Origin of the sequence: Micromonospora sp. NBRC 110037, from assembly GCF_001652995.1 — a bacterium.
GTDB classification, from domain to species: Bacteria; Actinomycetota; Actinomycetes; order Mycobacteriales; family Micromonosporaceae; genus Micromonospora; species Micromonospora chalcea.
The window spans coordinates 151,641-165,747 of record NZ_BBVA01000010.1 but is presented as its reverse complement, the minus strand read 5'-3'; the positions used below and the strand labels follow the sequence as shown (position 1 = coordinate 165,747).

Genomic DNA, 14,107 nt, shown 5'->3' with positions numbered 1-14,107 from the left:
TCAGTTCACGATCGAGTCGAACACGTTCTGCACGCCCTTTGTGTACGGGCCGAGATCCTCGCGGTACGTGCCGTCCACCAGGTAGTTGCGGTCCTTGCGCCCGTCGGAGATGTCGTGCAGCCCCATGCCGGTGTCGAGCAGGGCGCCGCCGATACCGGGGATGTTCACCGGTGACGCCTGGTTGATGGCGAACTTGCCCGGGAACAGGATGGCGGCGCGTTTGGCCTTGAACAGCACCGCCTCCCTGGTGTAGCCGGCCTTACTGAACGCGCCGTACGCCTTCTTGGCCTTGCGGAGCTCCAGCACCACCTGGCGGTAGCGCATGAGCAGCTCGGCGACCTTCTGGAGCTTGGTGGCGAGCTTCGTGAGGATCTCCGCGAACCGCGCCACGATCTTGACCATGCGGCCGACGGTGGTGGCGAGCCGGGCCAGCACCCGCACCACTGTGGCGGCCAGGCTCACCCCGGCGCTCAGCACTGCCGCCACCGCGGCGATGATGACCTCGGTCAGGAACCAGAGCAGGAACTCCAGGATCAGCTCGACCAGCAGGTTGAACGCGTCGACAGCGGCATTGGCGGCGTCGACCAGCACCTCCTTGGTGCCGTCCAGCCCCTTGGCCAGTTCCTCCATCGCCTCCTCGATCGACTCCATCGAGGCGTGGAACTTGTCCGCCGCGTCGCCGTCCCAGGCGCCGCGCAGCCGGGCCCGGTCGGCGACCTGGTCGCCGGCGATCCGCCGGACCGCGTCGCCGGTGGTCAGCGCGAGCTGGGCCGCCCGCATCAGATCGTCCGGCTCGCCGGCGACCAGTTCCAGCAGCTGCTCGAACGGCCACAGCACGGCGTTGGACAGCGGCTTGAACGGGTCGGGCGTGCCCGACACGATCTGCTCGAAGTAGGTCTTGTTGCGCTGCAGCGCCTCGGTGCTCATCCCGCCCCCTCAGGCGCCCGGCTGGAACATGTCGGTGTTCGCCACGTCCGTGCCGGTGTACGCCTCGGCGGTGTCGCGGAGCCCTTCGGCGATCGTCGCCATCACCTCGGCGCCGTCCTCCAGCCCTGCCAGGCACGCCTCGAACTGCTGCTCGTACGCGGCGGCGAGACTGAACGACGCGGGCATCACGCCGAACGCGTGCCGGGCCACGTGGCCGTCGCGGAACAGCCGGTGCAGCTCACGGAACTGGCCGGCCCGGTCCCGGGAGGCGGCGGCGAACGCCGTCAACGCCTCCGGCTGCACCGCGAGATTCCTGCTCGGACTGGTCACGGACCCTCCCCAGTGTCCGGTCGGAACTTCCACCGTCCTCGACGGCGCCACCAGCCTAGGGGATGTGCGCAGTTCCACAGGGGGCGGCGACGGTTGCCCCGGCACGGTAGACAGGGAGTGCACGAGCACCCTTCCGCCGCCCGAGGAGCCCCGGATGATCCTGGCCCGCGCCGAACAGGTCAGTCGCCGCTACGGCGACGTGCTGGCCCTGGACCGGGTCGACCTGACCGTCCGGGCCGGGGAGCTGGTCGGCCTGCTCGGCCCGAACGGCGCCGGCAAGAGCACCCTGATCAACCTGCTGGTCGGGCTGCGCCGCCCGAGCGGCGGCCGGGTCGAGCTGTGCGGCGGCGACCCGCGTGACCCGGCGAGCCGGCGGCAGCTCGGCGTCACTCCGCAGGAGACCGGCCTGCCCGGCACGCTGCGGGTCGGCGAGGTGGTCGACTTCGTCTCCGCGCACTTCCCCGACCCGGTGCCCCGGGGCGAGCTGCTCGACCGGTTCGGCCTCGCCGACCAGGTACGCCGGCAGACCGGCGGCCTCTCCGGCGGCCAGCGTCGCCGGCTGGCGGTGGCGCTGGCGTTCGTCGGCCGTCCCCGGCTGGTGGTGCTGGACGAGCCGACCACCGGCCTCGACGTGGAGGCGCGGCACGCGCTCTGGGACGCGATCCGCGGCTTCCACGCCGACGGCGGCGCCGTGCTGCTGAGCAGCCACTACCTGGAGGAGGTGGAGGCGCTCGCGCAGCGCGTCGTGGTGATCGGCCACGGGCGGGTGCTGGCCGACGACTCGGTGACGGCGATCCGCGGGATGGTCGGCGTACGCCGGGTCAGCCTGGTCGCCGACGACCTGCCGACGCTGCCCGGGGTGGTCGCCACCGAACGCGCCGACGGGCGGGTGCACCTGCTCACCACCGACGCCGACCAGCTCGTCCGCGACCTGGTCACCGCCGGGGTGGCGTTCCGCGACCTGGAGGTCCGGCCCACCTCGCTGGAGGAGGCGTTCCTCGCCATCACGGCCGGCGACCGGCCCGCGCCCACCCCCGCCTAGGAGACAGTCGTGCCGCTCGCCCTCGTCCACGCCCGCTACCACCTCCTGGAGATCATCCGGATTCCGGTGGCGGTGGTGGGCAGCGCCTTCTTCCCCGCGGCCGCGATGCTCTTCTTCGTGGTGCCGTTCGCCGGCGACGACCCCACCGGCGCCACCTACGCCACCGCCGCCATGGTGACGTTCGCGGTGATGAGCGCCAACATCTTCCAGTACGGCGTGGGTGTCGCCGAGGACCGCGACCAGCCCTGGAACCCGTACACCCGGACCCTGCCGACCGGACCGGCCCCGCGACTCACCGGGCGGATCCTGGCCGGGCTGGTGCTGACGTACGTGTCGATGATCCCGGTGGTGGTGATCGCCGCGGTGGCCACCGAGGCCCGGGTCAGCGCGCTGCAGTTCCTGCTCGGGCTCGGCGCGGTAGCGGTGATCTCGGTGCCGTTCACGCTGCTCGGCCTGGCGATCGGCTACGCGCTGCCGAGCAAGGCGGCGATCGTGGTGGCGCAGGTGATCTTCTTCCCGCTGGCGTTCGGCGGCGGCCTGCTCTCCGGGCCGGACGACGCGCCCGGCTTCATCAAGGCGATCGCCCCCTACCTGCCGACCCGGGGCGCGGTGGAACTGATCTGGGCGGCGGTCACCGACTTCCGGCCCGGCACCCTGTCGCTGGTGATGCTGGGAGTCTGGGTGCTGGTGCTCGCCGCGGCCGCCGGCTGGGCGTACCGGCGGGACGAGGGACGCCGCTTCACCTGACCTTTTGTCCGGTTCCGGCCCGGTGGCCGACCCGGCGGTGCCACGATGCCGACAGGGCGGGTCAGCGGGACCGTCCCCGGCGAGAGGGGTCACCGTGAACGGCGTCGAGCCCGGCACACCCTGCTGGACCGACCTGGCCACGCCGGGGCTGGAGGACGCGCGACGGTTCTACCCCGAGCTGTTCGGCTGGACCGGGCAGATCTCCCCCGAGCCGGAAGCGGGCGGCTACACCGTCTTCCAGAAGGACGGCAAGGCCGTCGCCGGGGCCGGCCCGCCGGCCACGCCGGACCAGGTGCCGGTCTGGTCGATGTACGTGGCCACCGACGACGCCGACCTGGTCGCGACCCGGGTGGAGGCGGCCGGTGGGCAGGTGGTGGTCTCCCCGTTCGACGTCGCCACGCAGGGCCGGATGGCGGTGCTCGCCGACCCGGCGGGCGCGGTGTTCAGCGTCTGGCAGCCGATGGCGATGCGCGGCGCCGAACTGTTCAACGCACCCGGCGCGATGTGCTGGAACGAGCTGGTCACCCCCGATCCGGAGAACGCCAAGGAGTTCTACGCGCTGGTCTTCGGCTGGCACCCGGAGGAACGTCCCGCCGGGCCGGTGCCGTACACCGGGTGGCGCTGCGGCGCCCGGATCGTCGCCGGGATGCTGCCCCGGGCCGAGCCGATGCCGGAGGACCTGCCCGCGTACTGGGCCGTCTACTTCGCGGTGGAGGACGCCGACGTCACCGCCGCGCGGGCCGCCGAGCTGGGCGGCACCATCCTGGTCCCGCCGCGCGACAACCCGGCCGGCCGCAGCGCCGCCCTGCGCGACCCGTCCGGCGCCCTCTTCTCCATCTCCACCCTCCGCTGACCCCCTCCGCCGCGCGCGAGGCGGGTCCGGTCGAGATCTTGGTACGGGTTGGCCCCCAGGAGGGCCTGTTCGTACCAAGATCTATCTGCCCTCCCGGCAATCGGAACACCTGCCCAGGATTCGGGACGGCGCTCCCTGAGGGTGGGCTGTTCAGCGGCAAAGCCGCCACCCCGTCCGCCGATCTTGCAGTTGCGGCCCTCGTGGCGTCACATTCGCACCTTTTGTCGGGGCCGGAAGTGCAAGATCGACGGCGCGAAGGCGGGGCGGGTGGGGTCAGGTTGGGCGGACGGGGACCACCAAGGGGCCGTGGTCGCCGGGGATCACCCGGATGTGGGCTCGGTAGTGGCGGGCCAGCAGGGCCTCGGTGAGCACCTCGTCCGGTGGACCGGCGGCGGCCACCCGGCCGTCGGCCAGCAGCACCAGACGGTCGGCGTACTCGCCGGCGATCGAGAGGTCGTGCATGGTGGCCAGCACGGTCAGGCCGTGCTCGCGGCGGAGCTGGTCGACCAGTTCCAGCACCTCCTGCTGGTGCCCGATGTCCAGCGCGCTCGTCGGCTCGTCCAGCAGCAGCAGGGTGGCTCCCTGGGCCAGCGCCCGGGCCAGGAAGACGCGCTGCCGCTCGCCGCCGGAGAGCGTGGCCAGCTCACGGTGTGCGAACGGGCCGAGGTCGAGCCGGTCCAGCACCTCGTGCACGGCGGCCAGGTCGGCGGCGGACTCGCGGCCCAGCGCCGGGATGTACGGGGTACGCCCGAGCAGCGTGTAGTCGAAGACCGACATGCCGGCCGGCACCACCGGGGACTGGGCCACCGTGGCCACCACCCGGGCCCGTTCGCGGCGGCGGAGCGCGCCGATCGGCGTACCGAAGAGTGCGACCTCGCCCGGGCCGGTCAGCAGGCCGCCGACGGCGCGCAGCAGGGTCGACTTGCCGGCGCCGTTGGGTCCGATCACGGTGACCCACTCACCGGCGGAGACCGTGAGGTCGACGCCGGCCAGGATCGGGTTGCCGCCGAGGGCGACCCGCAGGTCGTGCACGCGCACGGCGGGGGCGTTCACATCGCCACCCGGCGGGCGGTACGCAGGACGAGGACGAAGAACGGGCCGCCGAGCAGCGCGGTGACCACGCCGATCGGGATCTCGGCGGGGGCGGCGGCGGTACGGGCGACCACGTCGGTGAGCGCGAGGAACGCGCCGCCGAACAGCATGGACAGCGGCAGGATGATCCGGTGGCTGGAGCCGAAGAGCAGCCGCATGGTGTGCGGCACGATGATGCCGACGAAGCCGATCAGCCCGGACGCGGAGACCGCGGCGGCGGTACCGAGCGACGCGGCGGCGATCAGCAGGTAGCGGGAGCGCTGCGGGTGCAGGCCGAGACCGGTGGCCTCGTCGTCGCCGACGGAGAGCACGTCCAGCTCACGCCGGTGCAGCAGCACCACCACGGCGGTGAGCACGAAGTACGGCAGGACCAGCCACACGTCGTGCCAGCCGGCGGTGGCGAGCCGCCCGAGCAGCCAGGAGTAGACCTGCTGGATGTTGTCGGAGTGCTGTTGCAGCAGGTACGTCTGCCCGGCGCCGAAGAACGCCGAGACCGCCACCCCGGCCAGGATCAGCGTGGCCGGTGACCGGTCCCGTCCGCCGGCCGCGCCGAGCAGGTACGTCAGCACGACCGCGCCGAGCGAGCCGACGAACGCGGCGAGCGGGATGGTGATCGGCAACCCGGTCAGCGCCCCGCCGGCTCCGGCGCCGAGCACGATCGCCGTGGTGACCGCGAAGCCGGCGCCGGCCGCCACGCCGAGCAGGTACGGGTCGGCCAGCGGGTTGCGGAAGACGCCCTGGTAGCAGCCGCCGGCCAGGGCGAGGAGCGCGCCGACGAGCAGGCCGAGCACGACCCGGGGCAGCCGCAGCTCGGTGATGATCGCGATTTCCCGCTCGGTGAGCCCGCTGTCGAGGCGTACCCCGGGTAGCAGGTTGAGCAGTTCGGCGGCGACGCTGCCGGGCGGCAGGCTGACCGGGCCGAGTGAGACGCCGGCCACCAGCGCGACGAGCAGGGCCACGACTCCGGCGAGCAGCCAGCGCTTGCGTAGCCCGGCGGGCCGGACCGGGGCGCCGCCCGCGCCGGGCGCCCCGCGCCGCCCGGGGCGGGACAGCGGCCGGATGCCCGGCCGGGACGCCCGAGGCGTTCCGGCCGGGTTCGGGGCGGAGTCCGCCTGTCGTAGGGCCACTGTCAGGCCGGGACCTTGGCGGTGGCGTCGACGATGACCTTGAGCAGGTCGACCACGCGCGGGCCCCAGCGCGAGGCGATGTCGTCGTCCAGCTCCACGATCTGGTTGTTCTTCACCGCGTTGATGCCGGCCCACCCGCTGCGCGCCTTCACCGTGTCGGCGTTCTGCTTGCAGCACTTGGTGTCGGACAGGAAGACGAAGTCGGGGTTCGCCTTGACGATGACCTCCTGGGAGAGCTGCGGGTAGCCGCCGTTTTTCCCGTCGACGTCGGACGGGTCGGCGATGTTCTCCAGCCCGGCGAGCGCGTAGATGGTGCCGATGAACGTCTTGCTGGTGGCGGTGTACAGCTCCGGACCCAGTTCGTGGAAGTAGGTCAGCTTCTCGGTGCGCTTGGGCAGGTCCTTGGTCAGCGCGGTGATGTCGTCCTTCATCTTCTGCACCACGGCCTCGGCCTCGGACCGGTGGCCGGTGAGCGTGCCCAGGTCGGTGAGCTGCCGGTACGTGTCGTCGAGCGTGGCCGCGGCGGGGATCTGCAGGACCGGGATCTTCAGCGCGACGAGCTGGTCGGCGATCTTGTTGAGGTTGTCCGAGATCACCACCAGGTCGGGGTTGCGGGAGGCGACCGCCTCCGCGTTCGGCTGGTAGCCGGACAGGTCGGTGCGGGGCGCGTCGGCCGGGTAGTTCGACTGGTCGTCGACGGCGGTGACCTGCTTGCCGGCGCCGATGGCGAAGAGCATCTCGGTGGAGGTCGGCGAGAGCGAGACGATCTTCTCGGGCCGCTTCTCCAGCGTCAGCTTGCCGACGGTGGCCGGGAACGCGCCGCCGGAGGCGCCGGCGGCGGGGGTGTCGGTCGAGGTCTTCTCGGCGCAACCGCCGAGAAGCAGCACGCCGGCCGCGAGCGCGGTGGCGAAGAGCCGGGGGGTACGTCGGGACATGAAGCCTCCTGTCGGTCGAGGAGTGTGGTGCTTCGCCGACAGGAAGAGAGGCCCGTCCGCGAGGCGCCCTTCCTCGAGAGCGCGTGTCGCGACCGGGCCGCAGGCGACCTGGCTCGTCCCACGTCCGTCGGCGCCGGCGGGAGGCCGACGCCGCGCGTACGGGGCATCACAGTTGCGGGACAGCGCCGGTTTCGCACCGGCTTCGCTGTGGCACGGTCGGTGCCACGGTAGCGCACGACCAGCGGAGATCGTCCGGACGGTGGGGGTGGGTGGGAACCCCGGCGGGGGTGGAACCGGGGTTCCCACCCGGTGGTGAGGTCAGCAGTACTGGCTCTGCTTGCCGATCGCCCGGTACGGGCAGTCGGCGTACTCGGACAGGATCAGCACGGCTTCCCGGTTGCGTGAGGTCTGCGCCGGGATCACCTCGTCCGGCGGGTAAAAGCCGCCGCCGGAGGCCGAGCCGGGGTACATCTCGAAGGTGTACGCCCAGATCTTGTGGGCGCCCCACATCCAGTCGATGCTGGTGCCGTCGGCGATGTAGAGGTCGCTCGACTGTTCCGGGGTGTAGTTGTTGGTCGCCGCCATCTGCCGTCCGATGGTGGCGAAGGTGTTGTACTGGTCGGTGTTCATCCCGGTGGCGGTGTTGTTGTACGTGTACCCGTACGGCCAGAGCACCAGCTGCGAGTAGGTGTGGAAGTCGATGTTCGCCTTGATCTGCTGCACCCCGCCGACGACCCGGCTGTTGACGAAGTTGCGCAGCGCCGCGGTCTCCGGCGCGGAGAAGGCGGACGGGCCACGGTAGGTGTCCGACGACTTCGAGCTGGACGAGCCGCCGCAGCAGCCCCACTGGTAGCCCCAGTTGCGGTTCAGGTCGGTGCCGACGGCGGTGGAGCCGCTGTTGGGCTGCCGGTTCTTGCGCCAGGAGCGGTAGGAGCCGGTGGCGATGTCGTATTCGCTGCCGTCGGGGTTGACGGTGGGGACGATCCAGATCTCCCGGGTGTTGACGATGTTTGTGATCCGGGAGTCGCTGCCGTAGTTGTCGGTGAAGAGGTTGAGCAGGTAGATCGCCATTTCGACGGTCAGGTGCTCACGCGCGTGCTGCTGGGCGTTGAACAGGATCTCCGGCTCCGCCTCGTCGGTGGCGACGTTGTCGGAGATCTTCACGGCCATCAGGTCCCGGCCCTGGTAGGACGTGCCGATGCTCAGCTTCCGCGCGATGGTCGGGTGGTCGGCGACCACCTTGTTCACCACCGCTGTCAGCTCGGCGTAGTCGTGGTAGTTCGAGTCGGCGGGCGGGAACGCGTTGGCGGTCATGCCCCCGTCGGCGTGGTCGTGCTCCGGCACGACGTCCTTCTCGAGCCGGAACCCGAGCCGGGTGATCGCGTTCGCCTCGGCCTTGGTGGCCGTGACGTGCAACACACCGTGTTCGGAGTAGTCGATGGCGGCGCCGGTGCCGGCGACCGCGGTGCGGTCCGCGGCGGTGCGGGGGCCGAGCACCCGGTACGCGACGGTGGCCGGCTCGCCGGAGCCCTCCGGCGCGGGCCGGGCGACGGCGGGCGCGGCGGCCGCGCTGACGATGGTCAGGCCGACGGCGGCGGCGAGCGCCAGCCGGCGGCGGAACGGAGAGGTGCGGAAGGCCATGGACAACCTCCTGGGGGTACGGGAGAGCTCCCGTTGTCCGCACACTCCACCAGGAGACACATGGTCATATCAATATCTGTCTCTTCCTTTAGTCATCCCGACCTGATCGTCACTTCGGCAATGATTTTCCATGCCTGAACATCTGGCGAAACTTCCCGCCAGGCGCGACAGTGAACGGCAACGATGCCGTCTCCCCGTGGAGCTGCCATGTTCGGACGACCCATGCGCGCGGCCGCCCTCGCCGGCCTCACCGCGCTCACCCTCCTCGGCACCACCGCACCGGCCCAGGCACAAGCCCCGCGGCCGGGCCTCACACACGACGAACAGATCACGTTCCAGGAGTACTCCCGCTTCCCCGACTGGCGCAGCGGCTCCCACCAGGGCACCCGCGCCGTACCGGGCCGCCACCCCGCGCTGACCATCGACCGCCCGGTGGGCACCACCGAGTTCACCGACGAGCACACCGGCACGACCCGAACCTGGGAGTACGCCACCTGGACCTCGCCCGAGCGGCGGATCGGCTTCGACGCCAGCGAGATGGTCGCGTCCTGGAACGCCGCCACCCCGGCCGGCACCTGGATCCAGGTCGAGCTGCACGGCACGTACAACACCGGGGCGCAGACCCCGTGGTTCGTCATGGGCCGCTGGGCCTCCGGCGACCAGGACATCAAGCGGTCCACGCTGGACGGCCAGGGCGACCCCTGGTCGAGCATCTGGACCGACACGTTCTCGATCGACGACGCCGACGCCGGAGTGCTGCTGCGCTCGTACCAGTTGCGGCTGACGCTCTACCGCGCGCCCGGCCAGGCCGCCGCGCCGCAGGTGCGGATGGTCGGCGCGATGGCGTCGAACGTGCCCGACCGGTTCACTGTCACCCCGAGCCGGGGCGGCATCGCCTGGGGCACCGAGCTGGCCGTGCCGCGCTACTCGCAGAACGTCCACATCGGCGAGTACCCCGAGTACAACGGCGGCGGCGAGGCGTGGTGCTCACCCACCTCGACGGAGATGGTGGTCGAGTACTGGGGCCGCAAGCCCTCGGCCGAGGACACCTCCTGGGTCGACCCCGCCTACCCCGACCCGACCGTCGACCACGCCGCCCGGATGACCTACGACTACGAGTACGACGGCGCGGGCAACTGGCCGTTCAACACCGCGTACGCGGCGAGCTTCCCCGGCCTGGAGGGCCGGGTCACCCGGCTGCACTCGCTGGACGAGGCAGAACGCTTCATCAGGGCCGGCATCCCGGTGGTCACCTCGCAGTCGTTCCTCGCCAGCGAACTGGACGGGGCCAACTACGGCACCGCCGGGCACCTGTTCGTGATCGTCGGCTTCACCGCCGAGGGCGACGTGATCGTCAACGACCCCGCGTCCTCCTCGAACGAGGCGGTGCGCAACGTCTACAAGCGGGAGCAGTTCGAGCAGATCTGGCTGCGCACCAAGCGCTACCGGGCCAACGGCACAGTGGCCTCCGGCTCGGGCGGCATCGCGTACCTGATCAAGCCGGTCGACCGGCCGTGGCCGGTCGTCCCGGGCTCGACCAACTGGTGAGCGGCTCGACCATCCGGTGAACCGCTCGACCGGCTGGTGAACCGCGAAGGGCCCGGCGCGACGTCGCGCGCCGGGCCCCGCCGGTCCGCTCAGCTGTCGCGGCGTTCGCCGTCCGCCTCGGCCTGGTCCTCACCGGCCAGCGCGGAGCGCAGCCGGTCCTTCTCCAGGCGACGCCGCTCCGCCGCCTCCGCCATCTCCCCGGCCATCTGGTCCCGCAGGCCCTTGAGCAGTAAGAACGACAGGGTGGCGGAGAAGATCAGCGCCAGCATCAGCCGCAGGAACATGTTCATGTCGACGAACCAGAGGGCCGCCAGCACGACGACGAACAGCCCGATCCGGCCCAGCGTGTACTTGAGCGCCGCGCTCATTCCCGCATTCCCACTCTCTTCGTGCCTCAGCCCGTACGCCGGGCCAGCCAGTGCACGCCATGAAACCAGACGACCGCGTAGACCACGGTGAACACCGCCGCGGCCAACGCTCCCGTGAACAGCGCGGGCAGCCCCGAGGCCAGTCCGGCGGCCAGCAGACCGGCGAGCACGCCGAGCGCGATGCCGGCCAGCGCCGCCACCACCCGGGCGGCGCCGAACTCCCAGGCCCGGAACTCGTCCCAGAACAACCAGAGCGGCAGGATCACCGCCAGCCAGCCGTTCGTGCCCCCGAAGCCGCTGTCGCCGATGGTGGCGAACGCCCATTCGAAGACCAGCAGCGCCAGCACCCCGATGACCAGGCCGGCGAGGCTCACGCCGAGCAGGTCACCGAGGGTCAGGATGCGCCCCTCGGCGTCACGCCGGGGGAAGGCGCGCTGCTGTTCCTCGCCGCTCATCGCCCGCTCAGGCCCAGACCTGCTGCGGCTCGGACCGGCGCTCGGCCAGCGACGGCGGCCCGTCGTACTCGCGCACGATCTCGTAGCGGGTGTTCCGCTCGACCGGGCGGAACCCGGCGTCCCAGATCATGTGCAGCAGGTCGTCGCGGTGCATGGTGTTCGGCGTGCCGTACGAGTCGGCGTCGTGGGTGATCTTGTATTCCACGACCGAGCCGTCCAGGTCGTCGACGCCGAAGTTCAGCGAGAGCTGAGCCACCGACAGGCCGTGCATGACCCAGAAGCACTTGACGTGCGGCACGTTGTCGAACAGCAGCCGGGAGACCGCGAACGTCTTCAGCGACTCGGCCGGCGAGGCCATCGTGGTGCGGGCCTGGATCCGGTTACGGATCTTGCCGTCCGCCGAGTCGACGAAGTCGTGCTGGTAGCGCAGCGGGATGAAGACCTGGAAGCCACCGGTCTCGTCCTGCAGCTCGCGTAGCCGCAGCACGTGGTCGACCCGGTGCCGGGGCTCCTCGATGTGGCCGTAGAGCATGGTCGACGGCGTCTTCATGCCCTTGGAGTGGGCCAGCCGGTGGATGCGCGACCAGTCCTCCCAGTGGCAGTTGTGGTCGACGATGTGCTGGCGGATCTCCCAGTCGAAGATCTCCGCGCCGCCGCCGGTCAGCGACTCCAGGCCGGCGTCCATCAGCTCGTCGAGGATCGCGTCGGCGGTGAGCCCGCTGATCTTCTCGAACCACTGCACCTCGGTCGCGGTGAACGCCTTGAGGTTGACGTTCGGCAGCGCGGCCTTCAGCTCCCGCAGCACCTTCGGGTAGTAGCGCCAGGGCAGCGTCGGGTGCAGGCCGTTGACGATGTGCAGCTCGGTGAGCTGCTCGTCCTCCATCTCCTTGGCCTTACGGACCGCCTCGTCGATCCGCATCGTGTAGGCGTCCTTCTCGCCCGGCTTGCGCTGGAACGAGCAGTACGCGCACGACGCCGAGCAGACGTTCGTCAGGTTCAGGTGCCGGTTGACGTTGAACATCACCCGGTCGCCGTTGAGCTCCGTACGCCTGTGGTGGGCCAGCCGGCCCAGCCAGGTCAGGTCGTCGCTGTCGTAGAGGGCGATGCCGTCCTCGCGGGTCAACCGCTCCCCGGCGTACACCTTCGCTTCGAGTTCGCGCTTGAGTCCGGCGTCCATCCGAAAGCCACGTCCTTCCCCCTGGGTTCCCGATCGAGCGTACGTCGCGGGTCCGACCAGCCGCCGACGTGGTCGAGCCAGTTCACCCGCCGTCACTCTCCGCACATCGACATCGCTGCGACGGTGAGGTAAGACAGGGTGGGGCGGAACACACACCAGTGCCGTCCTGTCCTGACACGCCCCACCTCGCGTGGCGGGCACCAGACCGGACGGGGAGCGGAATGTCCGACAGCACCAAGGCCCGGCGGCGACGAGGCCGGCAGCCGGTGATCTCACCGGTCCTGCGTCCGGCCCTCTGGTCCGCCCTCCTCGGTGCGGTCGCGGCGGCGGCGCTCGCCACCCCGGCCTGGGCCGACCCGCTGCCCGACACCGTGCCCAGCACCGGCTCCCGCCCCCAGGTCACCGGCCCCCTGCAACTGCCCGGCAGCGTCCCCGGCCTGCCCGGCAGCGTTCCGGGCGTGCCCGGAGTAACCGTCCCGGGCCTGCCGGGCGGCACCACCGGCGTCACCAACCCGGCCGACGGCCCGCTGATCGCGCAGATCAACCAGCTCGACGCCCAGGTCGGGCTGCTGGGCGAGGAAATGCTGCGGATCAAGGGCGAGCGGGACGCCGCACAGGCCGAGCTGACCCAGTCCGCCGCCCGGCTCAAGGAGGCCCAGGACGCGCTCACCCGGGCCCAGGAGAACGCGAAGAGCGCCGCCGCCGACGCGGTCAAGGCCGACGCGGCGCTGCCGCCGGGCGAGTTCGGCGCCAGCCTGCGTGACTTCGCCAACCTCCAGCGCATCACCCGGGGCGACAAGGCCGAGGGCGCCACCACGTCGGTGACCGGCGAACTCCTCCGGGCCACGAACGCCGAGCGGATCGCCCGGGAGGCGCACGACTCGGCCCAGCGCCGGGCGACCGAGAAGGCCGCCGAGTTCACCCGCGCCGAGACCGACCTGCGCAAGCAGGAGACGACGCTCGTCGCGCTGCGCAAGGAGAACGCCGCCAAGCTGCTCGAGATCGAGCGCCTGGCCGACGCCGCCGAGCAGCAGCTCGGCACCTCGTACGTCGTCAACCAGAGCATCGACGGCCTGGCGGCGGACCCCAAGGCGCTCGCCGCGGTCCGCTACGCCCTCGCCCAGCTCGGCGACCCGTACCTCTGGGCCGCCGAGGGCCCGGACCGGTTCGACTGCTCCGGCCTGGTGCTCGCCTCCTACCGGTCGGCCGGCTACAAGGGCCTGCCGCGGGTCGCGAAGGACCAGTACTACGCCACCCGCTCCCGCACCGTCTCACCGAACGCGCTGCTCCCCGGCGACCTGCTCTTCTTCGCCTCCAGCAGCAGCTGGACGAGCATCCACCACGTCGCCATGTACATCGGCAACGGCAAGATGGTGGAGGCGCCCCGGACCGGCGACGTCGTCAAGATCTCGGTGGTCCGCTGGTCCCGGCTCTACGCCGCGACCCGGGTGATCGGAGCCGTCGCCGCCCCGGCCACCCCGGCTCCCCCGCCGCCCGTGCCGACCACCCCGCCGCCGTCGTCCCCGACGCCGAAGCCGACGCCCACCACGCCGAAGCCGACGCCGACGACCCCCAGGCCGACGCCGACCACCCCGAGGCCGACCACGCCCACGCCGGACCCGACGACCTCCAGCCCGACGCCCAGCACGCCGCCCAGCCCGCCCGAGGAGCCGACGCCGACGCCGAGCGAGAGCAAGAGCGCCGCGCCGAGCACCAGCGCCGCCCCGAGCAGCAGCAGCGTCGCCCCGTCGCGCAGCACGTCCGCCAGCGCCTCTGCCAGCGCGAGCGGCAGCGCCGACTGACCCAACCCGCACTCCGGCTGTGCGCCCGGGCCGGAATATGGCACGGTGAGATCCAGGCACTTT

The 14,107-nt window shown here is 71.6% G+C and carries 13 protein-coding genes, 1 pseudogene and 1 riboswitch; of the genes and pseudogenes, 5 read left to right on the top strand and 9 right to left on the bottom strand.

The features are described 5' to 3' along the window. Positions 1–927 (bottom strand): WXG100 family type VII secretion target, encoded by a 927-nt coding sequence (locus tag A4R25_RS26150; protein WP_043327351.1) that lies wholly within the window; start codon positions 925–927, stop codon positions 1–3. Positions 928–936: 9 nt separating this feature from the next. Continuing rightward, on the bottom strand, positions 937–1,257 hold the full coding sequence (locus A4R25_RS26145) for a type VII secretion target (RefSeq protein WP_064448420.1): 321 nt from the start codon (positions 1,255–1,257) through the stop codon (positions 937–939). Between the two features lie 154 nt (positions 1,258–1,411). On the opposite strand from A4R25_RS26145, the gene A4R25_RS26140 reads away from it, so the two are divergent. The 3 genes from A4R25_RS26140 to A4R25_RS26130 all read left to right on the top strand — a co-directional run bounded on the left by A4R25_RS26140 (position 1,412) and on the right by A4R25_RS26130 (position 3,899). Next, positions 1,412–2,299 (top strand): ABC transporter ATP-binding protein, encoded by an 888-nt coding sequence (locus A4R25_RS26140; protein ID WP_064448419.1) that lies wholly within the window; start codon positions 1,412–1,414, stop codon positions 2,297–2,299. Positions 2,300–2,308: 9 nt separating this feature from the next. Continuing rightward, positions 2,309–3,046, top strand: coding sequence for an ABC transporter permease (locus tag A4R25_RS26135; RefSeq protein WP_043327358.1), 738 nt, complete (start codon positions 2,309–2,311; stop codon positions 3,044–3,046). A 94-nt stretch (positions 3,047–3,140) separates the two neighbouring features. Continuing rightward, a complete protein-coding gene (locus A4R25_RS26130) occupies positions 3,141–3,899 on the top strand; it encodes a VOC family protein (protein WP_064448418.1) in 759 nt (252 codons plus the stop codon). Between the two features lie 273 nt (positions 3,900–4,172). On the opposite strand, the gene A4R25_RS26125 is transcribed toward A4R25_RS26130, so the two are convergent. From A4R25_RS26125 to A4R25_RS26110, 4 genes and pseudogenes are all read right to left on the bottom strand, one after another. After that, positions 4,173–4,952 carry an ABC transporter ATP-binding protein gene (locus A4R25_RS26125; RefSeq protein WP_043327362.1) on the bottom strand — a complete coding sequence of 260 codons (780 nt, stop codon included), beginning with the start codon at positions 4,950–4,952 and terminating at the stop codon, positions 4,173–4,175. Continuing rightward, complete coding sequence (locus A4R25_RS26120) at positions 4,949–6,043, bottom strand: iron ABC transporter permease (RefSeq protein ID WP_064448475.1); 1,095 nt, start codon at positions 6,041–6,043, stop codon at positions 4,949–4,951. The genes A4R25_RS26125 and A4R25_RS26120 overlap by 4 nt, the downstream gene beginning before the upstream one ends. Positions 6,044–6,120: 77 nt before the next feature. Next, entirely contained in the window at positions 6,121–7,053 is a 933-nt protein-coding gene (locus A4R25_RS26115; RefSeq protein WP_064448417.1) for an ABC transporter substrate-binding protein, read from the bottom strand. Between the two features lie 107 nt (positions 7,054–7,160). After that, positions 7,161–7,254: riboswitch (cobalamin riboswitch) on the bottom strand. A gap of 120 nt (positions 7,255–7,374) precedes the next feature. After that, positions 7,375–8,694: pseudogene (locus tag A4R25_RS26110) on the bottom strand (M14 family metallopeptidase); the annotation flags it as partial. 207 nt (positions 8,695–8,901) lie between these two features. Here A4R25_RS26110 and A4R25_RS26105 point away from each other — a divergent pair. Beyond that, complete coding sequence (locus tag A4R25_RS26105; protein WP_064448415.1) at positions 8,902–10,242, top strand: C39 family peptidase; 1,341 nt, start codon at positions 8,902–8,904, stop codon at positions 10,240–10,242. Positions 10,243–10,331: 89 nt separating this feature from the next. Here A4R25_RS26105 and A4R25_RS26100 read toward each other — a convergent pair whose 3' ends face one another. Genes A4R25_RS26100 through mqnE form a run of 3 tightly spaced genes read right to left on the bottom strand, consistent with a single transcriptional unit; the run spans position 10,332 to position 12,242 of the window. Further along, a complete protein-coding gene (locus A4R25_RS26100) occupies positions 10,332–10,610 on the bottom strand; it encodes a DUF4229 domain-containing protein (RefSeq protein ID WP_064448414.1) in 279 nt (92 codons plus the stop codon). A 26-nt stretch (positions 10,611–10,636) separates the two neighbouring features. Further along, a complete protein-coding gene (locus tag A4R25_RS26095; RefSeq protein ID WP_043327373.1) occupies positions 10,637–11,065 on the bottom strand; it encodes a hypothetical protein in 429 nt (142 codons plus the stop codon). Positions 11,066–11,072: 7 nt separating this feature from the next. Then, a complete protein-coding gene (gene mqnE / locus A4R25_RS26090; RefSeq protein ID WP_043327375.1) occupies positions 11,073–12,242 on the bottom strand; it encodes an aminofutalosine synthase MqnE in 1,170 nt (389 codons plus the stop codon). 221 nt (positions 12,243–12,463) lie between these two features. Between mqnE and A4R25_RS26085 the strand changes: the two genes are divergently transcribed. Next, entirely contained in the window at positions 12,464–14,044 is a 1,581-nt protein-coding gene (locus tag A4R25_RS26085) for a C40 family peptidase (protein ID WP_064448413.1), read from the top strand. Positions 14,045–14,107 lie beyond the last annotated feature (63 nt).

Excerpts from the sequence above, each read along its gene's own strand:
- A4R25_RS26150 (WP_043327351.1), bottom strand. The coding sequence starts at position 927 with ATGAGCACCGAGGCGCTGCAGCGCAACAAGACCTACTTCGAGCAGATC.
- A4R25_RS26140 (WP_064448419.1), top strand. The coding sequence starts at position 1,412 with ATGATCCTGGCCCGCGCCGAACAGGTCAGTCGCCGCTACGGCGACGTG.
- A4R25_RS26115 (WP_064448417.1), bottom strand. The coding sequence starts at position 7,053 with ATGTCCCGACGTACCCCCCGGCTCTTCGCCACCGCGCTCGCGGCCGGC.
- A4R25_RS26105 (WP_064448415.1), top strand. The coding sequence starts at position 8,902 with ATGTTCGGACGACCCATGCGCGCGGCCGCCCTCGCCGGCCTCACCGCG.
- A4R25_RS26100 (WP_064448414.1), bottom strand. The coding sequence starts at position 10,610 with ATGAGCGCGGCGCTCAAGTACACGCTGGGCCGGATCGGGCTGTTCGTC.
- A4R25_RS26095 (WP_043327373.1), bottom strand. The coding sequence starts at position 11,065 with ATGAGCGGCGAGGAACAGCAGCGCGCCTTCCCCCGGCGTGACGCCGAG.
- mqnE (WP_043327375.1), bottom strand. The coding sequence starts at position 12,242 with ATGGACGCCGGACTCAAGCGCGAACTCGAAGCGAAGGTGTACGCCGGG.
- A4R25_RS26085 (WP_064448413.1), top strand. The coding sequence starts at position 12,464 with ATGTCCGACAGCACCAAGGCCCGGCGGCGACGAGGCCGGCAGCCGGTG.